Origin of the sequence: Ruminococcus flavefaciens AE3010 (genome assembly GCF_000526795.1) — a bacterium.
GTDB classification, from domain to species: Bacteria; Bacillota; Clostridia; order Oscillospirales; family Ruminococcaceae; genus Ruminococcus; species Ruminococcus flavefaciens_D.
In genome coordinates this window covers 2,145,725-2,170,760 of the sequence record NZ_JAGT01000001.1, presented here as the reverse complement: position 1 = coordinate 2,170,760, position 25,036 = coordinate 2,145,725, and the positions used below count along the sequence as shown (strand labels likewise).

At 46.7% G+C, this 25,036-nt stretch carries 17 protein-coding genes; 10 read left to right on the top strand and 7 right to left on the bottom strand.

Going from position 1 to position 25,036, the window contains the following annotated elements:
- Nucleotides 1-81 precede the first annotated feature (81 nt).
- Nucleotides 82-2,391, top strand: coding sequence for an alpha-xylosidase (yicI, locus tag N774_RS0109455; protein ID WP_024861006.1), 2,310 nt, complete (start codon nucleotides 82-84; stop codon nucleotides 2,389-2,391).
- Between the two features lie 284 nt (nucleotides 2,392-2,675).
- On the top strand, nucleotides 2,676-3,662 hold the full coding sequence (locus N774_RS0109450; protein ID WP_024861005.1) for a CPBP family intramembrane glutamic endopeptidase: 987 nt from the start codon (nucleotides 2,676-2,678) through the stop codon (nucleotides 3,660-3,662).
- A 60-nt stretch (nucleotides 3,663-3,722) separates the two neighbouring features.
- Here the strand turns inward: N774_RS0109450 and N774_RS0109445 are convergent, their stop codons facing one another.
- Entirely contained in the window at nucleotides 3,723-4,700 is a 978-nt protein-coding gene (locus N774_RS0109445) for a CPBP family intramembrane glutamic endopeptidase (RefSeq protein ID WP_024861004.1), read from the bottom strand.
- Nucleotides 4,701-4,887: 187 nt separating this feature from the next.
- Here N774_RS0109445 and N774_RS0109440 point away from each other — a divergent pair, with 187 nt between their 5' ends.
- The 6 genes from N774_RS0109440 (at nucleotide 4,888) to N774_RS18270 (ending at nucleotide 15,075) form a co-directional block, all read left to right on the top strand.
- Nucleotides 4,888-6,615, top strand: coding sequence for an ABC transporter ATP-binding protein (locus N774_RS0109440; protein WP_024861003.1), 1,728 nt, complete (start codon nucleotides 4,888-4,890; stop codon nucleotides 6,613-6,615).
- Complete coding sequence (locus tag N774_RS0109435; protein WP_024861002.1) at nucleotides 6,615-8,507, top strand: ABC transporter ATP-binding protein; 1,893 nt, start codon at nucleotides 6,615-6,617, stop codon at nucleotides 8,505-8,507. The genes N774_RS0109440 and N774_RS0109435 overlap by 1 nt, the downstream gene beginning before the upstream one ends.
- A gap of 22 nt (nucleotides 8,508-8,529) precedes the next feature.
- On the top strand, nucleotides 8,530-9,270 hold the full coding sequence (locus tag N774_RS0109430) for a hypothetical protein (protein ID WP_024861001.1): 741 nt from the start codon (nucleotides 8,530-8,532) through the stop codon (nucleotides 9,268-9,270).
- A gap of 409 nt (nucleotides 9,271-9,679) precedes the next feature.
- The gene (locus tag N774_RS0109425; protein WP_024861000.1) at nucleotides 9,680-10,135 is read left to right on the top strand and encodes a YbjN domain-containing protein; all 456 of its coding nucleotides are present in this window, start codon (nucleotides 9,680-9,682) and stop codon (nucleotides 10,133-10,135) included.
- Nucleotides 10,136-10,329: 194 nt separating this feature from the next.
- Nucleotides 10,330-12,033, top strand: coding sequence for a CAP domain-containing protein (locus N774_RS18275; protein WP_024860999.1), 1,704 nt, complete (start codon nucleotides 10,330-10,332; stop codon nucleotides 12,031-12,033).
- A gap of 621 nt (nucleotides 12,034-12,654) precedes the next feature.
- Nucleotides 12,655-15,075: a glycoside hydrolase family 11 protein gene (locus tag N774_RS18270; protein ID WP_024860998.1), complete on the top strand. Its 2,421-nt coding sequence runs from the start codon at nucleotides 12,655-12,657 to the stop codon at nucleotides 15,073-15,075.
- Between the two features lie 50 nt (nucleotides 15,076-15,125).
- On the opposite strand, the gene N774_RS0109410 is transcribed toward N774_RS18270, so the two are convergent.
- Nucleotides 15,126-16,325, bottom strand: coding sequence for a DUF4349 domain-containing protein (locus N774_RS0109410; protein ID WP_024860997.1), 1,200 nt, complete (start codon nucleotides 16,323-16,325; stop codon nucleotides 15,126-15,128).
- Between the two features lie 384 nt (nucleotides 16,326-16,709).
- Here N774_RS0109410 and N774_RS0109405 point away from each other — a divergent pair, with 384 nt between their 5' ends.
- Nucleotides 16,710-18,143, top strand: coding sequence for a polysaccharide biosynthesis C-terminal domain-containing protein (locus N774_RS0109405; protein WP_024860996.1), 1,434 nt, complete (start codon nucleotides 16,710-16,712; stop codon nucleotides 18,141-18,143).
- Nucleotides 18,144-18,179: 36 nt separating this feature from the next.
- Here N774_RS0109405 and N774_RS0109400 read toward each other — a convergent pair whose 3' ends face one another.
- The 3 genes from N774_RS0109400 to N774_RS19970 form a co-directional block, all read right to left on the bottom strand.
- Nucleotides 18,180-18,581, bottom strand: coding sequence for a helix-turn-helix domain-containing protein (locus tag N774_RS0109400; RefSeq protein WP_024860995.1), 402 nt, complete (start codon nucleotides 18,579-18,581; stop codon nucleotides 18,180-18,182).
- Nucleotides 18,568-19,503 (bottom strand): CPBP family intramembrane glutamic endopeptidase, encoded by a 936-nt coding sequence (locus tag N774_RS0109395; RefSeq protein ID WP_024860994.1) that lies wholly within the window; start codon nucleotides 19,501-19,503, stop codon nucleotides 18,568-18,570. The genes N774_RS0109400 and N774_RS0109395 overlap by 14 nt, the downstream gene beginning before the upstream one ends.
- Nucleotides 19,504-19,603: 100 nt before the next feature.
- On the bottom strand, nucleotides 19,604-19,726 hold the full coding sequence (locus tag N774_RS19970; RefSeq protein ID WP_278245158.1) for a hypothetical protein: 123 nt from the start codon (nucleotides 19,724-19,726) through the stop codon (nucleotides 19,604-19,606).
- Between the two features lie 465 nt (nucleotides 19,727-20,191).
- On the opposite strand from N774_RS19970, the gene N774_RS19815 reads away from it, so the two are divergent.
- A complete protein-coding gene (locus N774_RS19815) occupies nucleotides 20,192-22,756 on the top strand; it encodes a dockerin type I repeat-containing protein (RefSeq protein WP_024860993.1) in 2,565 nt (854 codons plus the stop codon).
- Between the two features lie 654 nt (nucleotides 22,757-23,410).
- On the opposite strand, the gene N774_RS0109380 is transcribed toward N774_RS19815, so the two are convergent.
- Nucleotides 23,411-24,220: an MBL fold metallo-hydrolase gene (locus N774_RS0109380; RefSeq protein WP_024860992.1), complete on the bottom strand. Its 810-nt coding sequence runs from the start codon at nucleotides 24,218-24,220 to the stop codon at nucleotides 23,411-23,413.
- A complete protein-coding gene (locus N774_RS0109375) occupies nucleotides 24,220-24,936 on the bottom strand; it encodes a DUF134 domain-containing protein (protein ID WP_024860991.1) in 717 nt (238 codons plus the stop codon). The genes N774_RS0109380 and N774_RS0109375 overlap by 1 nt, the downstream gene beginning before the upstream one ends.
- Between the last annotated feature and the right edge of the window lie 100 nt (nucleotides 24,937-25,036).

The window sequence follows — 25,036 nt, the reverse complement described above, 5'->3', positions numbered from 1 at the left end:
TGAATATAAAAAAGGATTTCCATTGAAATTGAACGAAAAAAATGTTATGATTAGTACAACATCAACAAAGGAGCTGATACAATGAAGATCTCCGACGGATACTGGCTCAGCAGGACGGGCTATAATGTCCGCTGGGCTGTGCAGATATATGACACGGAAGCCGATGAAAACTCAATCACGGTCTATGCCGCTTCCAGCTTCATCTCCAACAGGGGCATGACTCTGGGCGGCCCCATGTTCACGGTGAGGTTCACCTCTACCCTTGAAAACAGCATCAAGGTCCGCATCGAGCATTTCAGCGGCGAGAGAAAGACCGCTCCTGCTTTTGCACTGAACGAGGACAAGGACTTCAAGCCGGTGATAAAAAAACACCGCAGCGGCTGGGAGCTCATCTCTGGAAAGACCTCCGTTAGAATAGGCAAGAGCAAAAAGGACTGGGATATCTCCTACTGGTACGGGGACAGGCTCCTTACAAAGTCGGGCTGGCGCACCACCTCCATAATCGAGGAGGAGCCGTGGCACAGAAGCGCCCGTGAGTCCGCAGAGGCTGACAAGCGATTCTTCGACAAATGGGACAACGGCGGGAATACCCATATCCGCGAGATGCTGAACCTTGCCGTGGGGGAGTACATCTACGGCTTTGGCGAGAAGTTCACCTCATTCGTGAAGAACGGGCAGTCCGTTGAGGTATGGAACAACGACGGCGGCACCTGTACGGAGCAGAGCTACAAGTCTGTGCCTTTCTTTGTGTCGTCCCGAAATTACGGCGTTTTCGTCAATCACCCCGAGCGTGTCAGCTTCGAGGTAGGCAGCGAGACCGTGTCGAAAACAGCCTTTTCGGTACAGGGGGAGCACCTTGAATACTTCCTCTTCGGCGGCGAGTCCATAGCTGAAGTCATCAAGCGGTATACAGCACTTACGGGCAGACCTGCCCTGCCGCCTCCATGGTCATTCGGACTGTGGCTGTCCACGTCATTTACTACGGAGTACGACGAAAAGACGGTCAGCTTCTTTATCGATGAGATGAAGCAGAGAAACATACCCCTTGACGTTTTCCACTTCGACTGCTTCTGGATGAAGGAATTCGAGTGGTGCGGCTTTGAGTGGGATGACAGGAAATTCAGCGACCCGAAGGCGATGATAGAGCGGCTCAAAGCCAAAGGCATAAGGATATGCGTTTGGATAAATCCCTATATCGGTCAGAGGTCTGCTGCCTTCAGGGAGTGCCTTGACAGGGGATATCTGCTGAAAAACAGGGACGGCTCGGTGTTCCAGTGCGATATGTGGCAGCCCGGCATGAGCATAATCGACTTCACCAATCCAAAGGCGCGGAGCTGGTTTGCCGATAAGATACGTCAGCTTGCGGATATGGGCGTGGACGCCATAAAGACCGACTTCGGCGAGCGTATCCCCACCGATGTGAAGTATTTCGACGGCTCCGACCCCTATAAAATGCATAACTACTACGCTTATATCTACAACAAGACCGTTTTTGAAGCTCTTGAAGCCGCCAACGGCAGCGCCTGTCTCTTTGCCCGTGCGGCGACGGCAGGCTGTCAGCAGTTCCCCGTACACTGGGGCGGAGACTGCTTCTCCTCATACGAATCAATGGGGGAGACCCTCAGAGGGGGACTTTCCCTGTGCATGTCGGGCTTCGGCTTCTTCTCCCACGATATCAGCGGCTTTGAGGCAACGGGCACGCCCGACCTTTACAAGCGCTGGACAGCTTTCGGGCTCATGTCCACTCATTCCCGATATCACGGCAACAGCTCCTATCGTGTGCCGTGGCATTTCGACGAGGAGAGCTGCGATGTATCACGGCATTTTGTGGAGCTTAAAGGCAGGCTCATGCCTTATATATGGGCGAATGCAGTCAAAGCCCACCTGACGGGAGTCCCCGTTATGCGTGCTATGGCTGTGGACTTCGGCTATGACCGCAGCGCCCTCACCGTGGACACTCAGTATATGCTGGGAGATTCACTGCTTGTGGCGCCTGTTTTCAGCGAGGACGGAGAGTGCAGCTTCTATCTGCCTGTGGGCGGCGTCTGGACGGATATACAGACAGGGGAGGCTCTCATGGGCGGCAGCTGGTACACGAAGAAGTACGATTACTTCGGTCTGCCGTTATATGCAAAGCCAAATTCCATAATAGTTTACGGCAGCTTCAAGGATACTGCGGACTACGATTACGCAGACGGCATGAGGATAGTCATTTACGGCATGGAGGAGGGCTGTACCGCGGAGGCCGTCATATATGACCGCAGCGGCGCTGTTGAAGCGGAGATAAAGGCTGTCCGCAGCGGAAAGCGGATATCCCTTACGGTCAAGGGTACGGACAAGCCCTATACTGCCGAAAGTGCTCAGGGACTGAGTATCTCTGCCGCAAAATGAAAATTATGTGTATCCCTTTACTTTTTGACGGCTTTGTGGTAGAATATAAAGCAGATATATATTCGGAAAGGCAGGGATAACATACGGAAATAAACGAAACACAGGGCTACAGTGCGGAATATGCCGCGCTCAACCATGAAATATATAATCTCACCAAGCAGCTCGAAGCCAAGGAAAAGGAGTACAGAGAGTCCACAAAGACCGACAGCTACGACCCCTTTGACAATCCTACCGAATTCCGCTGGTACAGGGACGACTATTCGGAGATTCTTCCGTGGATAACCATGCCCGAGTTTTCGGTGCCCTTTGAGCCTGCAAAGGTGGAAAAGAACACTATCAGGAAATTTTACAATATAGGCGGATTTACGGCGCTGTTCCAGTTTGCGGGCTCCAATATATTTGCAATGCTTCTGATGATCGGTATCACAGCCATTCTCCGCGCTGTGAATCCTGACGCTTCAACGGGAGCGGTCAGCCATTACATGACCAAGGGAGCTATATTCGTTGCTATTAATATGCTGACATTCCTGACGGCAAACGTATTATTTGCATTTATCGGACTTAAATGGGCAAAAATAAAGCCCTCGTCACTTATAAAGACCCGCGATTATCACTTCTCGGACGCAGTTACCCACTGCCTTGCGGGACTTTTCATATGGGTGACTGCGGCTTATATATCCTCGGGTATCGAGGACATAGTTTCCCAGTACGGTTTCACCACCGATGTCATGGACGACGACTACGGCAAGACAGGGCTCGGATTGGCCATAATGACCATATACACCTGTTTTATCGCCCCTGTCACGGAGGAGCTCTTCTTCCGCGGAGCGCTGATGAAGATATTCTCCAAATCCAATCAGCGGTTCGGCATCGTAGCTTCGGCAGTCTTCTTCGGACTTGCCCACGGAAATCTTCCCCAGTTCATGCTGGCGTTCCTTATCGGCGTATTCATGGGACATATCGACATGAAGCACAATTCCATCATACCGTCGGTGGTAGTTCATATCTTCATAAACACAATGGTCACTGTGATGAGCGAGTTCAACGACAACGAAGTTGTAATGGGACTTATATCTCTGGGACTCATAATTATGGGAATAATCGGCTTTGTATTGCTTCTGGTGTTCAGAAAGGGCTGTAGGTTACCTGTTTCCACACCTGCACAGTCCCGCCGCGGCATAGCCATTGCAAAGACCTCAATTGGTATCATACTTGCGTTCTCGGTACAGCTCATCTACCTTGTACTTCTGATACTGACGACAAAAAAATAATATAAATGCAAAACAGCCATAAAGAAGCAATTACTTCTTTATGGCTGTTTATTTTATGCGTCACGCTGCTTCCGCAGGCTGTGCTGCGGCTTTCTTGGATATGCCGTACAGTACCAGTGCTGTTGCTGCAAGAAGCACAATAGTGGTGAAGATACTGCCCTCGATGCCGAAATCTCCGCCTGTGAGGAAAGCATGGGAGCTCTTTGCCGTGGTGCGGAATATGGACGGAGTATTACCTGTACCGCTGACACTTATTCCGTAGATATTGCCCTGTGTGAAGTTCCAGAGTGAGTGTATCGCGCATACACCCCAGATATTGTCGAATAATATCATGTAGAGAGCTGCGAATACGCCGAAAAGTATGAGATTGAAGAAGGGCAGCGGACCGAAGCCCGAGTTTCCGCAATGTGCGATTGCAAATGCCAGCGAGCTGAGACCGACTGCCACCAGCGTGTGCTTGCCGCTTCCGCCAATGGTGTTCATAAAGTATCCGCGGAAGATGAATTCCTCGCTCATGCCCTGAATGATGAAGCCGAAGAAGAAAAGCATTATCCAGCCAAAGTCAATATCATCGCTGAGCTTTATGCTGTTTACGCCGAATAATAAGCCGAGAAGTGATATCACCGTCATAAATGCGATACCTATCACGAAGCCCAAAAGGTAATTCTGTAAGAACTTTGACTTTCGTGCGCCCATTGATGAGACCTTTCTCACCTCGATGCAGCGGCAGTATATCAGTGTGCATATGGTGCCGAATATGGTGGAGAACAGCCCAACGAGCATTACATCGGGTTTTGAAGCGACTCTTATGGAAATGTCCATGACTGCCCCCGGATCTGAAAGCGCCGCGGTGCCCATAAGGTCGTTTTCCGCCAATTCTTCAAGGAGCGGCTTCATGGTCATTATACTCGGGACAATGGATTCGAGTATGGCTATAACTATAAAAACTGCTATAAAAATAAGTGAGATTATGAAAATGTTTTTTGAAGCGTGTGACTTTGAAGCCTCATCAAACATTTTTGGTCTGTAATTCAGCATTTAGAATACCTCCGTTAATATGGCAGACATCAGTCTGCTTATGTACTGATATAATAATTTTACTATAGTCTGCCAAGGTTGTCAAGGGCAGTTTCACATTTGACATCAAAGTGAGGAAATGTTATAATAAAAGTTGGACTATGCTTACAAGAAGAAAGGAGTCATGCCTATGAAAAAAACAGACGGTATGTATAAAACCGTATTGTCAAATGTGGGAGAATACAAGAAACAGGCGATACTGTCTCCTGTGTCGATCATCGGAGAGGTCGCCATGGAGGTGCTCATACCTGCGGTAATGGCACTGATAATCGACAACGGTATCAAAAAGGGAGATATTGGCTATGTGGCAAAAATGGGCGCACTTATGGCGCTTATGGCTGTATTCTCACTCTGCTTCGGAGCTCTTGCGGCACGCTTCAGTGCTGTTGCGGCAATGGGCTTTGCAAAGAACCTGAGAAGCAGGCTTTTCCGCAAGGTACAGAGCTTTTCCTTTGCAAATGTGGATAAGTTCTCCACAGCTTCACTGACAACGAGACTGACAACAGATGTCACAAATATACAGAACGCATTCATGATGTTCATACGAATGGCGTTCCGTTCGCCTATAATGCTGATATGTGCAACTGTTATGGCGATCAGGCAGAATGCAAAGCTGTCGGTGGTATTTCTTTTTGCAATACCCCTGCTGGGCTGCTCGGTGCTGCTTATCATCAAAAAGGCGCATCCCCGCTTTGAGAAGATGCTGAAGCAGTATGACGTAATGAACGGCAAGATACAGGAAAACCTCATCGGTATCCGAGTTGTAAAGGCTTTTGCCCGTGAGGAATACGAGAAAAAACAGTTCGAGGAGAACACCTCTACAGTGCGCAAGGCTCAGTTTGCTGCTGAAAAGCTGGTAATACTGGGTATGCCCATAATGCAGCTGGTAATGTATTTCAGTATAGCGGCTATCCTCTATTTCGGCGGACATATGGCTGTTGACGGCGATATCGAAACAGGTGCGCTTTCAAGCTTCATCATGTATGTGGGACAGATACTTCTCTCACTTATGATGCTTTCGATGCTCTTCATCATGTTCGTTGTATCAAGAGCTTCCATACAGCGTGTCTATGAGGTACTTACAGAGGAGCCCTCCATAAAGGACTCCGCAGCCGAGGGCGTTTCCGCAGAGGACGGCTCTGTAGTGTTCGACAAGGTGAGCTTCAGCTACTACGACGATATGAACAATCTTGCCCTTGAAAATATCAGCTTGGATATTGCTTCGGGCGAAACTATCGGTATCATCGGCGGTACGGGCTCCTCAAAGTCCTCGCTGGTACAGCTCATACCCCGTCTTTATGACGCAACTGCGGGCACTGTAAAGGTAGGCGGTCACGATGTAAAGGAATACTCCCTTGAGACCCTGAGAGATCAGGTGGCTATGGTGCTCCAGAAGAACGTGCTCTTCTCGGGTACTATCAGGGACAATCTCCGCTGGGGCGACGAGAACGCCACAGACGAGGAGATAATGGAAGCCTGCAAGGCTGCCTGCGCACATGACTTTATTATGAGCTTCCCCGACGGCTACGACACCGATCTCGGACAGGGCGGCGTAAACGTTTCGGGCGGTCAGAAGCAGAGACTTTGTATCGCAAGAGCTCTTCTGAAAAAGCCAAAGATAATCATTCTCGATGACTCGACAAGCGCTGTTGATACAGCTACCGACAGCAGTATCCGCAAGGCTTTCAGGGAAAAGCTTGCCGATACCACTACTATCATCATCGCTCAGCGTATATCCTCCGTCATGGACGCTGACCGCATAATCGTCATGGACGGCGGTAAGATAACCGACATCGGCACCCATGACGAGCTCATGCAGAAAAGTGAGATATACCGCGAGGTATATGACTCACAGCAGAAAGGAGCTGATGAATAATGCCGCCTAAACCGCAGCAAAGACCAATGGCAAAGCCCGAGAATACATTTGGTACGCTGAAACGCATATTCAGCTATATGCACGGCTTCCGCATACAGTTCGTATTCGTGGTCATAGCGATTTTTATCAGCTCGGGAGCAGGCATAGCAGGCAACTACCTGTTAAAACCCATAATCGACAACATTGAGGACGCCCTTAAAACAGGTGACTGGAAGTACGGAAAATTCATCGGCATACTCATGGTGATGATAGTTATATACGTCTGCGGTGCACTGTCATCGTTACTGTATATGCGCATCATGCTGAGAATATCCACCACCACCCTTATGCGTATAAGAAACGACCTTTTCTGCAAAATGGAAATGCTTCCCATACGCTTCTTCGACAAGCACACTCACGGTGAGCTCATGAGCCTCTACACCAACGATACGGACGCTATCCGCGAAATGCTCAGCAACAGTATCGCCCAGTTCATAAGCTCAGCCATAACCATAATCGGTGTATTCGCCGCAATGCTCATCTACAGCTGGAGACTTACCATACTTGTGGTCATTATGCTGTTCATCATTATCAGAGTCATCGGCTTTGTGGGCTCACGGAGCGGAAAGGGCTTCATTGCTCAGCAGAAGGCTCTGGGAAGCGTCAACGGCTACATCGAGGAAATGATAGACGGACAAAAGGTAGTCAAGGTGTTCAACCACGAGGACAAGGCAAACGAAGAGTTCACCGTTCTCAACGAGGAGCTCTGCAAGGCGGCTACTCACGCCAATACCTTTGCAAGTATCCTCATGCCTATCATGAACAACCTGTCCTATGTACACTACGCTGTTACAGCCATTGCAGGCGGTATCATGGCAGTAAAGGGCATAGGCGGCATGACTGTGGGCACTGTGGTTTCCTATTTGCAGTTCACACGTTCATTCTCTCACCCCATAACCACTGTATCACAGCAGTTCAACTCCGTGCTCACTGCCCTTGCAGGTGCTGAGCGTATATTCCGCGTTATCGACGAGGAGCCCGAGACTGACGAGGGCTATGTAACGCTGGTCAATGCGGAGATAGCTCCCGACGGCTCTGTAAAGGAGACCGACAAGCGCACGGGTCACTGGGCTTGGAGACACCCCCACAAGGCCGACGGCACCGTTACCTACAAGGAAGTCCGCGGCAATGTGGAGTTCGACGATGTGGTATTCGGCTATGAGCCCAACAAGACTGTTCTCAACGGTATCTCGCTCTACGCGAAGCCGGGACAGAAGATAGCCTTTGTAGGCTCCACAGGTGCGGGAAAGACCACCATAATCAACCTTATCAACCGATTCTACGATGTGCCAGAGGGCAAGATACGCTACGACGGCATAAACATCAACAAGATAAAGAAGGACGACCTGCGCCGTTCACAGTCCATAGTTTTGCAGGATACCCATCTTTTCACGGGTACTGTCATGGAGAATATCCGCTACGGAAAGCTTGACGCCACCGACGAGGAGGTCTACGCAGCTGCAAGGCTTGCAAATGCGGACAGCTTCATAAGACACCTTGAAAACGGCTACGACACCATGCTCACCGCAGACGGTGCCAACCTCTCACAGGGACAGCGACAGCTCCTTGCCATTGCAAGAGCAGCCGTTGCGGACCCGCCCGTGCTTATCCTCGACGAGGCTACAAGCTCTATCGATACCCGTACAGAGGCTCTTATCGAAAAGGGTATGGACTCCCTTATGGAGGGCAGAACGGTATTCGTTATCGCACACAGACTGTCCACGGTACGCAATTCTCACGCTATCATGGTTCTGGAGCACGGCAAGATAATCGAGCGCGGCAACCACAATGAGCTCATAGCTCAGCACGGAAAGTACTATCAGCTCTATACGGGAATGTTCGAGCTGACATGATGATATACGAAGGGGTAAAAACATGGATATCAGAAAAATAACGGCTGCTGCTGCGGCTCTCGCAATGCTTTTTGGAGCAGCCTCGTGCAGCTCCAAGGACAAAAAAAGCAGCAGTACAACTAAAGCTCCCGAGCCTGCCACAGAAGCCGCATCGGAAACTATCGAGGGCGTTGACGCCAACGACGCGGTAGACGCTGTATCGGGGGACGCTTATCTTGCCATAGCGGACGAGAGCTTCAGCGTCCAGTACCTTGGCGACAAGGACGACCACAAGAACAATCAGCTCTCCTATGATGCGGGTATAGCCCATATCGAGGGCAACGGCGATTATACCGTGAGCGTTACTGCGGATACCAACGGTTTCAGGTACGATACCACGGGAGATATCAACGGCGAATTTGTCGTAAAGGGACTTGGCTTTGCGGCAGTTATAATCGACGATGCGGAAAAGACAATGCCCGATGCTGTTATAACTATCAAGGGAATAAAGGTGGACGGCAGGGACATAGAGCTTGCGAAAAAGAGCTATACCAATACGGAAAGCGGCTCTGTACGCGCCAATATCTACAACGAATGGGTCAGCGATGACGGTCTGCCCGCTGATGCAAGGTCTGCTGAGGGAGCTCTCTTCAACAACGGCGATACCAATTCGCCTACCGAGGTAAACGACGGCAGCTTCTCAGCACAGATAGTCAGCAGAGATGACTTTGCCCAGTGGAAAAATGTGGAGGTCAGCTTTACTGTATCAGGTATGGATAAGTAACAAGAGCGCGCACATTGTGCGCGCTTTTTATTGAGAATTGAGAATTTAGAATTGAGAATGAATGTGTCCGCTATGCGGACTGATTTGAATAATATCGCGTAAGCGATACCATAATTCTCCATTCTACATTTTCAATTCTCAATTTTTCAATAGGTTTTTTTCTTTAATTCAGCTTTCTATCACAAAATACACATATCCGTGCTCTATAATACAGTCAAGACAGGAGAAAGAGAAAGAAAACAATAGTGTTCAAGACATCTTCATTTTTCATATAAACCACCCTAAAGGTCAAAGCGCTCGATTTCGGGCGCTTTTTCCCTTTTATAGATCATTATTGACAAATAATGCGCAGTATGATATAATGAGTTATAGCATTTTAAACGAAAATGCACGACTGGAGGAAATAATAATGGAAAACAATAATATCAAAACAAACAGAGTGATCTCAGAATTCCGCGACCTTCTTGACAAGAGAGGAATAACATACGAGCTCAACAAGGAGGACGAGAACCTTATAAGATTCCGTACAAAGCTCCCGAATTACGAAGAGATAATGCCCTTTGTCCTCATTCACTTCAATGATGAGAACGGCGCTCTCAGCCTTGCTCTCAGCAAGATAGCTGTATTCACAAAAGCAGGTCCCGACCTTTATGCGCTGGTCAACCACTTCAACGCAGACCCGGGCTGCTTTGGCTGCAAGATGTTCATAGATGAAAACGGAGAGGTCGTTGTGCTCACAAACGCTATCGTAAAAAGCGGCGATGTCATCGATCTCATCGAGGAGTATATCAAGATAAATATCCTTTCTATAGACCGTTATTTCGGACAGATTTCTGAAATAATTAATAACAGTGATAAAGATTAACGCTATATAGCCAAATATTTGAATTATTTTTAGGATAAGAAAAGACAAAAACTACGTGCAGTATAATTTTTGTTGTACAAAACGTAGAATTTAATTGTGAAATTTGCTAATTTGCCCTAAACCCTCTTTAAAATTATATTTACTTGTGCTAAAATATAAACAGAGAGAAATTTTCTCTAAAAGGGGGTGCAGGTATGAGTAATGTTAAGAGATTATGGCGTGATGCGACAGCCGTTTTGCTGACTGTCATCATGGTATGCTGTTCTGTTATGAATGGTCCTTGCAGAACTCATGCCGTTGATGAAAAACCATCAGATGTTGATCTGAAGAAGAGATCCGAGGAGATCGTCCGACTCGTAAACGAGGCGCGTGAAGAAGAAAATAAGAGGATCGATGCCGAGAATGTTGAAAGAGCCAAGAACGGCGAAGAGCTTCTTCCTCGTCTTCAGCCTCTGAAAGAGCATTATTACCTCGACGATAAGGCACGCGAGCGTGCAAGAGAGATAATCTTTGATTTCGCTCACTATCGTCCCGGCAAGAGGACCTTCAAGCTTCATAATCCATTCAATAAGCAGGTCGAAAACATCGAAAACATGCTCAAGGAGAGAAATATCAATGTCCAGTGGAATGAGGACAAGACTGAATTTACCTCATGGATCGTGGACGATATTATCATTGACGAGATAAGGTCCATCCTCGACAACTATAATTGCCCTGATTATGAGTTCGTAACAGGCAGATTCGTTTTCGATGAGGAGCTCGATGCTGCTCTTATCGAAAAGCTCGATCAAAGCTTCGCAGAAAATGAGATAGCTGTTGTCTGGGGCGATGATCTGGACTACGTTGAAGCCTGCGAAAACAATGACGAAACTATAGGCAGGATAAATGAGATCCTCGAAGAATGCGGATGCCCCGAGCATACATATGTTGACGGTATATTTGAATTCAATGAGGACGTGACCGAGTATCAGTTTGCAAAGCTCAACAGACAGTTCCAGGTCAAGAACCTGAGCGTTGTGTGGAGCGACGACGACAGAGTCATAACTCCCGTTGATGCTGATGAAGATGCTGTCAATACGATCAATGCAGTTATCAGGAATGTTAACAAGATAGACTTTGTAAACCTTCAGAATACTGCAAAGTTCATATTTAATGATGAGCTTACTGCGGAACAGCTCGAAAAGACCAAGAATATGCTCAGTGAAAAAAATATCACCGTAAAATGGGCTGCTAATAATAAGAGCTTCACTTCTTCCAAGAAGGACGCGCTTACATTGAGCTTTATCAGACAGATACTGAAAGATGAGATCAATTATGAAATGGGCGATTCTTTCGCTACTATCATAGATACAAATCTTATCCCTTTGACCTGCGCAGGTGAGAATCTGGCAGCAGGCTTCGGAACTGCCGAGCAGACCTTCGAGCAGTGGAAAAATTCACCGAATCACTGGAGAGCTATCCTTAGTCCCGAGTACACACATATAGGCGTCGGCTGCGCATATGAGCAGAACAGCACATATGGTTATTACTGGACTCAGCTCTTTGTTGCAATGGACGATAATGGTCAGGACACAAATAATAATACAAACATCGGCGATGACAAAAACGATCCTGATGATAAAACAAATCCTCCTGACGATAAAAAGCAGGTAAGTGATGTTGTTCCAAAGGGTTCGGGCGACATAAACGGCGACGGCGAGATAAATTCCTTCGATCTTATCACTCTCAGAAAGTATGTTACAGGTCAGATAGAGCTTAACGATCTTCAGAGAGAAAGTGCGGATCTGCTTAAAGACGGCTCGATTACAGCTGCTGATATCACTGTACTGCAAAGGTATATCAATGGCGTGTACAGGTCTCTTCCCGTAAAGATGGATCAGCTGCCGCCTCTGAATTAAAGGTTATAATTGAAAAGGAAATATAAGAAAGTGTGTTCATGGTGAAAACGGCTGATAATTCAGCCGTTTTTGCTGTTTATGGCATTATTCTGCCGCGGAGCTTAGCATAGTAAGCTGCCGACCTATTATGCTGCTGCAAGCAGGAGTCCTTATTTTCGTATAGTCATCGGAACGTCAGTGCAGATACTTGTCAACTTTCACAAATGAAAATGCTGTTTATTGTTCAAGGCTACAAAATTCAGATTAAACAGTGCAATGTTAATAAAAAATACATCATTTATGTTGATAAGTATGGTATTATATAACTGTAAAGAAGAGAGGTTAATATAAAAGATATCCTGTGAGATGTAAGAGCGATATGCTTGCAGGAGAAAATAAGTGTAAAGCCTTGTGACCGCTTCCGATTCAGGAAGCGGTCACCTTTTTAACGGTATTTTTTTCTGATCTTTTAGGCTTTTTTTCTGTGTAACCTTTACAAATCTGCGCGAATGGTGTATAGTATAATTGTAAGCATTAGGTGCGTGACATAGTATCGGTAAGGTCTCCTGCACTGTTGAGACCGAACCGAACAAAATCAAAAAACATAGGCAAAAAACGGATATTAAGACAAGGAGTGATATTATGGGCTTAAAAGGCTTAAAACGTGTGATCAGTGCCTCCGTATCGGCAATGCTTATCGCAGCAGGCGTCCCCTCGGTTCCTGCTGTAAATGCTGAAGATGCTCAGGACAGAGGCAACATAGGCGGTTTTGACTATGAGATGTGGAACCAGAACGGTCAGGGACAGGTATCCATGAATCCGTCGGCAGGTTCGTTTACCTGCTCGTGGAGCAACATCGAGAACTTCCTGGCTCGTATGGGCAAGAACTACGACACTCAGAAAAAGACTTACAAGCAGATAGGCAGCGACATAACTCTTACCTACGACGTCGAGTACTCGCCAAAGGGCAATTCCTATATGTGCGTGTACGGCTGGACAAGGAATCCTCTTATGGAGTACTATATCGTTGAGGGCTGGGGCGACTGGCGTCCGCCCGGAGATAACGGTGTTGAGAGAAAGGGCACGGTCACTCTCAACAACAACACCTACGATATTTATAAGAGTATGCGCTACAATCAGCCGTCACTGGACGGTACACAGACATTCCCGCAGTACTGGAGCGTCCGTCAGGTAAGCGGCTCCAAGAACAATACCACCAACTACATGAATGGCGTTGTCAGCGTCGGAAAGCACTTCGACGCATGGTCGAAGGCAGGTCTTGACATGACAGGTACTCTCTATGAGGTATCACTGAATATCGAGGGCTACAGGTCGAACGGCTCTGCTAATGTAAAGAGCGTAAACGTTTACCCCGACGGTCTCGATACCGAACCGACGCCCACACCAGAACAGACAGTAAGTGCAGGTGAAGACGGTGTTTATTTTACAAGTACATTCGAGAGCGGCTCTGATGACTGGACAGCCAGAGGCGATGCGACCGTTAAAACAGATACATCAAACTACTATGACGGAAAACAGTCTCTCTCTGTAACAGGAAGAGCAAGTGAGTGGAACGGCTGCGGTATAACGCTTGATCCAAACACTTTCGTACCCGGAAATACATACAGCTTCAGTACGGCTGTTCTTCAAAGAACCGGAGAAAACGTCAAAATGCAGATGTCACTCCAGCAGGGCAGCGGCAACAGTGCGACCTATACCAAGATAGCTGACTGCGATACCAAGAGCGCGGAGTGGACAAAGCTTGAGAATACAGAGTTCACTATCCCCGATAACGGTACGGATATGATACTGTATATCGAGACTGTGGAGAACTCGGGCGACCTCTGCGACTTTTACATCGACTCTGTTCAGGCAGCTGAAAAAGGCAAGGCTTCTTCTGTTGTTACAGGACAGGGAACAGTTGATGTTCCAAGTGTAAGCTTCGATAATCCAGGCACAGGCACAAGTAATATCGACAAGAACCAGACCATTAAGATCATGCCTATCGGTGACTCTATCACCTTTGGTATGGGCGAAAATGGCGGCTACAGAAAGTACCTCTATGACGAGCTGAAGAAAATGGGCTATACCAAGATAGACATGGTAGGTCCCGAGGGACAGAACAGTGCGTCTGCCAACGGCATCACATATGATGACAACAACGCAGGCTACAGCGGCTATACTATCAAGCAGCAGTATCCTATCCCAAGCTGGGGCGAGAACGGTCTCCTTGAAAAGCTCAAGAGCAAGAATGCAGTAAAGCAGGCTCAGCCCGATATAGTTCTCCTTATCATCGGTACTAATGACATGACGGCTAACCGCTCCATGAGCGACTGCGAGAGCGATCTCCACGATCTTATGGACTATATCCTCGGTGATCTTCCCTCGGGCAGCGTGGTATTCATGGGCTCTATCCCTGAGTTTACAGCCTACGGCGGTAATGCTCAGAGAGTAGCAAACTACAACAGCACCGTCAAGAAAGTTGCTGAGGACTATGCAGCAAAGGGCAAGAATGTCAAGTTTGCAGATGTTCACGGCTGTCTTAACGGCATGAACGATATCGGCACGGACCAGCTCCATCCCAACGGCGGCGGCTACAAGAAAATGGGCTCATTCTGGGCAGATACCATAGACAAGTATGTTGCTGCTTCTGCACCTGTAGTTACAACAACTACCACAACTACGACTACTACAACCACAACTTCTACAACAACAAGCACAACGACTACTGCGGCACCGACAACAACCTCAACCACATCGACTGTCACATCTACAGTGACTAAAGCTCCCGAGACTACCACTGCAACAGCACCTAATGCAGTGGTTACAAAGGCGGGCGACGCCAATAACGACGGCGAAGTTGATATGTCAGACGTAGTTCTTATCATGCAGGCTCTGGCTAATCCAAATAAGTACGGCTTGAACGGCAGCGACAAGAACGCTATCACGGAGCAGGGCTGGCTCAACGGCGACGTTGACAAGTCCACAGAGGGCATCACCTCAAACGACGCTCTCAGGATACAGGAATTCCTCCTTGGAAAGGTACTGTCTCTTCTGAGCTGAAACATCAAATGATAAAAGTCCCCACAAACTGAATTTGTGGGGACTTGTTTTTATTTCTTGTTATCTTTATTGTTATCGGGAGCCTTGTTCGGGGCCGGGGTATTGTTTGCAGCTCCTGTATTATTATTGGCAGGAGGTGCAGGGGGATTGGGAGCAGGTGCACCGTTCTGCACTGGCATTGGAGCATTGTTCTGCATAGGCGGAGGAGGCATTACCATGTTATTGCCGTTGGGGAACAGCGGACCATTGTTTATTTTGCCTTCTCTTACCATTTTATCGTAGCGCTTTTTTCTGGACTTTTCGCTGGCGCGTATGATGAGCTTTATTATCTTGACGATAATGAATGTAAAGATACCGAGGAGCAGCAGATATGGGAGTACTCTGATAATAAAGAAGAGTGCGCCCTCAAGGAAGTCAAGGAAGGTGTGCCATGTGCTTGAAAGGGTGTTGCCCAGTCTCTGACCGAAAGTATCGGTCTTTTTCACAACAGGCTTCTCTGTGTATTCACGGACTTCGTTGACGTTGAGATTTATATAGGAGTAAGCAACATCATTTTCGATGTTGTTCATTCGGGTCTTTATCCTTGCGATCTCTATCTGGATATTGGTGAGCTCCTGCTCAATGGAGACAGCCTTGTTCTGATCCTTTATTTCCTTCAGCATATCGAGGTAGCGATCCTCTTTGGCTTCATAAATGCCGAGGGTGGTCTTGAGGTCGGAGTATTCGGTGGTCAGATTCTGTACCGAGGCGTTTTTGCTTCGCATATCGCCTACGGATTCGATAGACTTGCAGAAATCTTCGTACTGTGCACTTGGAATTCTTATAACGGCGTAGAAGTTCTTCCACTTCTCCTCATCTGCGTAACGCCACTGGCTCGAAGAGCCGCCGTCGGAGTATCTCTCATTTTCGATAAAGCCATTATTTTTGTTGATGAGATCGTGTATCTGGTCAACGGCCTTATCGAATTCGAGGACATCGATACTCATATCACATGAGTAGACCAGCATCTGAGTGTTTATAGCCCTTATCTCGGACTGGGTGTACTCTGTGTTGAAAAGCTCGGTAGCTTCAAGATCTGAGGGAGCATTGGTCTCAGGCTCGATATTGTCCTCTTTCTTGTAGTAATCGCCTGCAACGGCGTCGTTCATTCGGTAATCCGCTGCTGATGAGGTTGCCATTTTTTCGCTGGCACCGCAGCCCGAAAGCAGGACGGTACCTATTAAAGCAGTTGCCAATAAAGTCTTTTTCATGGAAGATTCCTCCTTTTCAAGTGTTTTTTTTTATGATAACACCTTTTTTGTACCAAGTCAATGAATATATCATAACAATAAAATGTAAATTCGGTTACTTAGTACGAATAGCTCCCTTAAAGCGTTTGTACCTGATATGTGTCAGAAAATGTCGGGATTGCTGCATGACAGGGAAAATTTTGGCATATCATATAAATCACGGGAGCGCTTTTAGTGCATAGTGACAGGGATCCCCCTTTATGTCAGACGAAGCATCATTATTTTTGCCCATTTTTGTGGTGGTGTGGATTGATTTTTATCAATAATTGTGAATATTTTGTAAAGTGATGACAAACAGAAAAAAATGTGATATAATATCTCTTAGACTGTTTCGGAGGAAACTATATGAATAAATACAAACTTCTTGTGCTGAATACGGCTATATTCGCCGTAGGAAGCTTCGGAGCAAAAATCTTTTCGCTGCTCCTAAATAATTTATATACAAAGTATATCAATCCTGCTGACCTGTATGCCAAGTCTATCCTTGAGACTCTCGTGCTGTTTCTTCTGCCTGTATTCACGTTTTCGCTGACAGAAGCCATAGTGCGTTACGGACTTGACAAGAACTATGACAAAAAGCAGGTCTTCACCACCATAGCTGTATTCATGCTTGCGGGAATGCTGCTTATGATACCTGCGGTGCCGATGCTGCAGCTGATACCTGTTTTCAGTCCTATAAACGGATATTCTCTGCTTCTGTACCTGCTGGTATTCACATCGTCGGCGCGAACACTGTGTTCACAGTTCGTGCGTGCAAGGGAACAGGTAAAGCTGTTCGCCATAGAGGGAATACTGTTCACAATGGCGCTGTTCGTATTCAACCTCATATTCATAGCATTTCTTGGCCTTGGAGTAAACGGATTCCTTATAGCCGTTATAATCTCGGATATTATTTCTGTGATCTTCCTTTTCATTGCTGGCAAACAGTGGCAGTTCGTTGGAATAAACGGATTCAGCATATCTCTCGGAAAGGAAATGCTGAAATTCTCCCTGCCCCTTATCCCTACCACGGTAATGTGGGCGTTCACGGGCTTTTCAGACCAGTTGTTCATAGGAAATATGCACAGCGACCGTGTATTTCTCGGTGAGGACGCTGCGGGAGTATACGCTGCGGCAACAAAAATACCTAATCTGCTTGCAGTTGTGTCCTCTATTTTCTTTCAGGCGTGGAATATGTCCGCTATAACCGAAAATGATTCCGCAGACCGCAACATCTTCTATGAAAAGGTCTACAGCGCTTATGAGGCGATGCTGTTTCTGGGCTCGGCAGTACTGATACTGTTCATCAAGCCTGTATCCGCAGTACTTATCAACACCGGTACCTTTGAGGAATACCGCACTGCATTCAAGTATGCACCGCTGCTTATTGCGGCTTCCGTATTTACCTGCCTGAACCTGTTCCTTGCAGGAATATACACAGCTACCAAGCATACAAAGAATGCATTCTATACAATGCTTGCAGTAGTTATTTCCAACATAGTACTTAATCTTACAATGATACCCAAATTTGGCATTCAGGGTGCGGCACTGGCAACATTCCTGAGCTACCTGTTCAGCTACCTTATCCGTATGGTAGATACAAGGCGTTTTGTGCCGTTTAATTTCTCGGTAATAAGAACTGCGGCAAACACGATTATCATTCTGCTGATGTGCCTGCCTGTTATATTCGGCTTCCAAAGCTGGCTCATATGGGAGGTCGCATTTACAGCGGCGATCCTTGTCCTGAATTACAAGGCACTGCTGAACACAGCAATAAAGCTTGTTAAAAAAGAAGCATAAGAAAAAGGTATCGGCCTTCGGTCGATACCTTTTTTACTATTTAGGAAAGCCGTTAAGAGCTACATAAACGACAAAGGATACTGCATCTATTGCAAGGATAACACCTAAGATTATAAGAGCTATCTTTACGCCTTTTTTGGCTTTTTTCCTGTTTTTATCAGTCAGGACGTGTTCCTTGATGTCCGTATAAAGATCAGCCTTTGCAGGCGACTCCTGAGCAGGTGCAGGCTCGGGCTCAGGGGCTTTGTTCAGCACCAGTTCGTCAAGCGAGACTCCGAACAGGTCACTGATAGCGACGAGCTTCTCCATATCGGGTGTAGAATCGCCCACCTCCCATTTTGAAACGGTCTGCCTTGAAACGTTCAGACGGTTCGCAAGCTCCTCCTGAGAAAATCCTTTCTGCTTGCGAAGCTCGTAAAGCTTGTTATTGAACTCCATTTTCAGCTCTCCTTTTTCTCGTTTTGATGACCATGTATCCTGTCACAGCTGCAAGTACAGCTATGATAATGTCGGAAATAATGCTTGCTTCAATGCCGTATTTGCCGCCGTTGAGAAGATTTTCCCCAACACTTCTCATATCGATCAGTGCAGTTGAAGCTCCCTCGCTGCCGCTGAGATCAAGTCCCAGAACGCAGCTGAGGCAGAAATTCCATACGGAATGAAGTCCGCAGGCAGCCCATATGCTCTTTGTGCGGAGCGTAATGAATGAGAATACGCACGAAATAACGATTAGGCCAAGCACGCCTGAGAAGATGTACTGCGGCTTGAATCCGCGGAGTGTACTCCAGTGAGGGTAAATGAATGCCAGTGTGCTTGCGCCAACAGCTATCGGAAGCGGCACTCTGTCCTTGAGGGAGCAGAGAACGAGCCCTCTGCAAAGGAATTCCTCGGCAGCTCCCTGAATGACGAATCCTCCAAGCATAAGCAATATCATGGTGAGATCAGGCTCCTTTGATATGCCTTTAAATCTGATACTGCCCGTTAACATGATCGCAGCAACACAGACAAACAGCAATACGGTGCCTATGAGAGCGCCTACAAACAAGCCTCCGATGCGCCCGGTCACACCCATTTCGGAGAGATTTCTTTTTTCTATGATCTTCCAGTAAAGAACACTTGCGGCTATCATTCCTGCCATAGCATACAGACCAAGCAGTTCCATAGTGCTTTCGGTGAAAGTCTCGCCCTGTAAAAACTTTTTTCCGCCGACGATCATCGCGCCTATGACAACGGCATTGCCTAAAAGTGTGCCTGCCGCAAAGCATAGTATGAACGCAAGAAGCTTTTTAATAACTAACATAGCGGCCGGCATATCTGTTCTGTTGTTGAACGGGCTTATGTTTCTGATGAGTTTTATCATAGATGAATTCCTCCTTCTATCGCTCGGCGATAGTTTTTCCTGATGAATCCATCGTATCATTTCTACCCGTGAAAGTCTACCAACTGCACCTGGAAATCCGTCAACAGGCGTTAACAATCACGTTAATCTCCGTTGCATTGGCTATAAACAGCCAAATTCCCGATACCACTTGCACCGCCTGTTGCTGCTCCTTTATGATATCATCTATTTCAATTTTTTCCATTTTTAACTCCTTTTTGGGGCTTCTTATCACCTATTATAGCATATCGCCAATACAATGTAAATATACAAAACAGAACTGCCATATGGCAGTCCTTCAGAAAATACAGTTCGATCGGTATCGTTCTTCATTTGGCAGATATTGCTTTATGGCAATATAATACAGGATAAGCCGTAAGGCTTTGGGAGCAATGCTGTTTGCATTACAAAAGGGAGTTGTACTGCGTGGTCAAATTCAGCAATCAAATATTTAGTGCAGACAGCTGATATGGTATTTTTTGTCAGGCTCATAAGTTCATAAAAAGTTTACGATTTCAGCCGCACATCACGACTTGCTTGTCCGTTAATGTATATAAGGAAATCTGTTCCGATAAAATGGATTTATCTCTCTTGCTTTTATGATAACAGCATTATATAATGAAAGCAGCAGTTAAATTCCGCAAAATTCAAGAATGGCAGGTGACGTTATATGTTAAAGAAAATCTTAGCTGCTGTGATAGCAGCTTCAACAGCGATCATTTCTTTTTCCGCAGAGAGCATGAGTGTGTCCGTGCTCACGAATGTTTACGCAGAGGAGACAGGCGCTGCTGCAAAGCTTCCCGACTGGATACCGACTGATTTTGAGTCGGCTGTAGAGTTCCGCAATACCTATGGAGCGACCCGTATCGGCAATGGGCTTATCTGCATCGTTTATCCCAATCGCGCGGGAAAAGGAAAAAGCAGCGACACTTACGGCTATGAACTGCGTACTGATGCAAACAGCAGACAGATATTAAAGCATGACATTTACCTGAGCGATATGACCGAGACCTGTTTTGAAGTATTCGTATACCAGCCGCAGGCAGAAGGAGACCTCGAACTGAAGCTTGTTGATCCTCATGTACAAGTCAAGCCCTCGGAAAAGGATACAGGTGATGACTGGGAACCGCCCACTGTCGCCGAATATACCTTTAACGTCGATAAGGAACTCAACATCACCGAGACCGATATATACAGCTGGCTTCCCGACAGTGTAAAGGAATTCGGCGAATATACAAAGCTGAACGGCGAAGTTTCAGTAAAAGATAATTATGTTGTATTCTGTACGGTGACCATTGACCAGTTCGGTGACAATTGGGCACCTGACAGTATGAACAAAAATGAGATAATTAAGCCAATACTGACATCTGACTGTACGATGCAGGTCCGTGATATGTACTGTGACGGCTCCATTGATGAGATATATGTCTATCAGGCTGTGAAAGACGGTAACGAAAAGGTTTCATGGACACGCACGTCCACTGCCAGACCTGATCCCGAAGAGCCGAAAATCTATACTCTGACTGCCGACTGCGCTGTGTTTGACAATGCACGATCGGTGCTTCTCGCCAATACTGCCCGTTTCAGCATCGTTGACGGCGAGACGGGAAAGCTTGCTGATATCGACGAAAATGATAAGATATTCCTTGACCCTGACATACGTTATTCTTCCGACGATGAGGGCGTGTACGCAAGCGTTGATATTGCAGCGCCGCAGATGACGTCGAATCCGTACTACTGGGATATTTCTCAGTTTAAGGACGCCGATATCTTTGAAATAGACCTGCTTTATAATAATATCCCCGAAGGCTATTTCCTTGATACCGCAGGCACAGTTGTAAGGAAGTTCGATAACGGCGCTGTTGATTATACCTTCAAGCTGAAAAAGTCCGTAAGCGGCGATGTGAACAATGACGGGAATTTCAATATTTCAGATATAGTTCTGTTCCAGAAGTGGCTCTTAGGTGCTCCTGATACACAGCTTGCCAACTGGAAAGCTGCGGACTTCTGCCGCGACGACAAGCTCGATATATTCGACCTTGTTCTTATGAGAAAAGCGCTTCTTGGATCAAAGGAGCTGCCTGTAGAGGTCAGCGCTCAAGAGGGCGGCGGATTCGCAGGAACAATGATCTTATACAAAGTCTACTGCGAAGACGGAAAATATTTGCTGTCTTATCAGGAGCGGACATTTGATCAGAAGCATCAGTCTATGGTCTTCAATATCTCAGAACAGGAGTATCGTGAGATAATGGCTCAGGACTATGACAGCATGATCGAGAGCATGAATGATCCAAACGTACCCGGGTGGGGCGAGTCCGAGTTCAGGCTCGAAGTCAGCTATCCCGACGGTTCTCGGAAAAAGGCAGTTTCAAACAGAATGCCGGGTGTTCTGACAAAGCTGAGAGCTCTGACGAAAAATCATACCGCTTATGTTGAGCCTGATCACCGCAGAGATTACGGACCGTGGTTCACTGTTATAGAAAACGATCTTAGTCTGTATCTTGGTCCCGATGAAAGCTATCCGACGGCAGCTATAGTCCAAAGTGGCGATAGCCTTGAAGAGCTGGGGTATAATGAAAACAATGACACATGGGTGTTTACAGAATACTGCGGAAACTATGGCTGGCTCAGAACAGTCAGAGATGATAATGAAACTCCGACTATCCGTTTTGACATGCTTGCTGACAAGCCTGTGATCTACCTGTATCCCGAGCAGGAGACCGATGTTCATGTGGAGCTGGAGCTCACAGAAGCTGAACTCTCCACAACATATCCGAGGTATAATAACGGCTGGGACGTAACAGCCTCTCCTGACGGCTTGCTTCTGAACAAGGCTGACGGCACGCATCATAAATATCTCTTCTGGGACGCTGTGAACTGCCGCATGAGATATGACTTCTCCCAGGGCTTTTGTGTTGCAGGCAGTGACACAGAAAGCTTCCTCAAAGAGAAACTCACATATATGGGACTGAAGGAAGAGGAAATGAATGAGTTCATCGTATACTGGCTGCCGAGAATGGAGCATAATGCGTATAACCTCATTTCATTCCAAGGCGATGCCTATACGAATTCCGCAAAGCTGAACATCGCCCCGACACCTGACAGCGTGCTCCGCGTATTCATGGCTTATGTTCCCCTTGAAGAATCCGCGGACATTGAGCCGCAGCAGCTCGAGACCTTTGAGAGAAAAGGCTTTACCGTCGTTGAATGGGGCGGCAGCGAGATCAAGCCGTAAACATATCCCTGCAAATATCAGTGCCTAAAAATATGCTCAATATTTATATTTGTGCCTCCCATAAACGGGAGGCACTTTTTATTCATAACATTGACGGTGATACCATTATCACAAGCTGTTTCATCAATATGTTCGGCAGTTCAAAACATCTGTATTAGAAAAATCTTAGAAAAAAACGAAAATAGTCACTTTCTCATTTGAGAAAGTGACTATTTCATGAGGGTGGGAGATGGGATTCGAACCCACGGTCTTCGGGACCACAAGCCGACGCTGACGGATTTTCGGCAGTTTTTCATGTTTTAATAGAATCCTGTTTTGCATCTATTTTTCGAGGAGAAAAGCTGAATTTACTAGTATTACCTTTGCAGAAAAATTCTTAAAACTGTAGGAAAAGTGTAGGAAATATCAGCTCGCACTTTTAGATATGCATTATATTTTTCATCAATTGCTGCTCAGGCTGCAATAAGCGAAAAGAAGTAATTCGGAAATATACTCAGATTGGCTATTTTACGCTGAATCTGGACGATGCTAAGAAGTACATCTATGCAAAGTCTACTAAACGCAGAATACTAAGCTGGCATGATATTCACGTTAACGTGTTTATCTGAATAAACAAATAGAGCTCTCACAGTTTCGGCTGTGAGAGCTTTTTTGTTATAGTATTTCTTCTCCGCTGTGCAAAGCAATGAGCTTATCTCCCATTATATCTTTCATCATCTCGAATGCAGGAATGCCCGTGCAATGTCCGCTGTAAAAGAAAGTGTTCATCTTTGCGAGTTCCTGCGCCGTCTGAATGATAACAGCTTTTTCTTCCTCGGTATGCTCTCCTTCACGTTTCATCATGTGGAATCCTGTGATAACATAGTCGGGATAGCTGTCAAACAGTTCCTTGTATCTGTCGAGGATATTGAGTATACCGTTATGAGCGCAGCCCGACAGAAGCCAGCGCTTACCGTTTTGTGTGATAACAAGACATTGCTCGTGACAGAAATCGTCACAGACCTTTTCGCCGTTTTTTATGCAGGACAGTTTTTTGTTCCCCTGCGGATAGCATCTCCTGCCTGTGATGCCGCTGAACAGAAACAGCTCGTCATCAAGTTTCACATCGCCGTCTATGAGCTGAATATTCGGCAGTTTAAGGATATCTGTATCAATTCCGATGTAGCGTTCTCCGTTGTAGTGGGGCTCTGCTGCGGATTTCTGCATAATTATCCTTGCTTCCGGATTCCCCCCGGCAAACGGCAGTATCCCTCCCGAATGGTCATAGTGACCGTGACTTAGTATCACAGTATCGACAGCAGACAGGTCTATTCCGAGAACTTCCGCATTCTTCACAACTGCATCGGTCTGTCCGGTGTCAAGCAGGAGCTTATGCTTCTCTGTCTCGATGTAAAGGGATAGGCCGTGTTCTGCGATACAGTCTTCATGTCCGCAGGTATTCTCTACAAGGGTTACAATTCTCATCAGTGATTACCGCAGCCATGATCTCCGCAGGAATGACCTTCGCCGTGTTCGTGATCGTGATGATCACAGGTAGGGTTCTCGTTCTGAACAAGTGTCTGTGCAAGAAAAGCAGCAACAGCATCATCTGCACTTCCCATATTACCGCCGTAAAGAGCGATGCCTGCCTCCTTCATAGCCATCTGCGCACCGCCGCCGATACCTCCGCAGATCAGAACGTCAGCCTGAGCGTTTTTCAGGAATCCCGCAAGCGCACCATGCCCTGCACCCATTGTTCCAACTACCTGCTCGTTGATGATCTTTCCGTCAGCAACGTCATAGAGCTTGAACTGTTCTGTTCTGCCGAAATGCTGAAAGATCTGTCCGTTTTCATAGGTTACTGCGATTCTCATAATAGTGCTTCCTTTCCGTGCGATCTTCTCCGAGATCGTGTTATCAAGAGTATAATTTCCGCCTGAAATGATGATGCGTCTGCCCTCAACCAAAGCCTGAGCAAGTTTTTTTCTTGCCGTGTCATAAATCGCCGTGACAGTTGTTCTCGCCACGTTCATCTCCTGAGCACACTGTTCCTGCGTCTTTGACTGATAATCTATCAGACGTATCGTTTCAAACTCATCAAGCGACATAACGACCGTATCGTTTGCTGTATCCTGATCGGGTGCAAAGCTCCAGTAATCGGGATAACAACAGATACGGCGTGATTTCTGAGGTCTTGGCATAATAGCATCTCCTTTCTGACTTATGTCGATTATAACATATTTTTCGACTTATGTCAAGTATATTCTTGGCATTTTCGGATATTGACTAATATTACTTCAT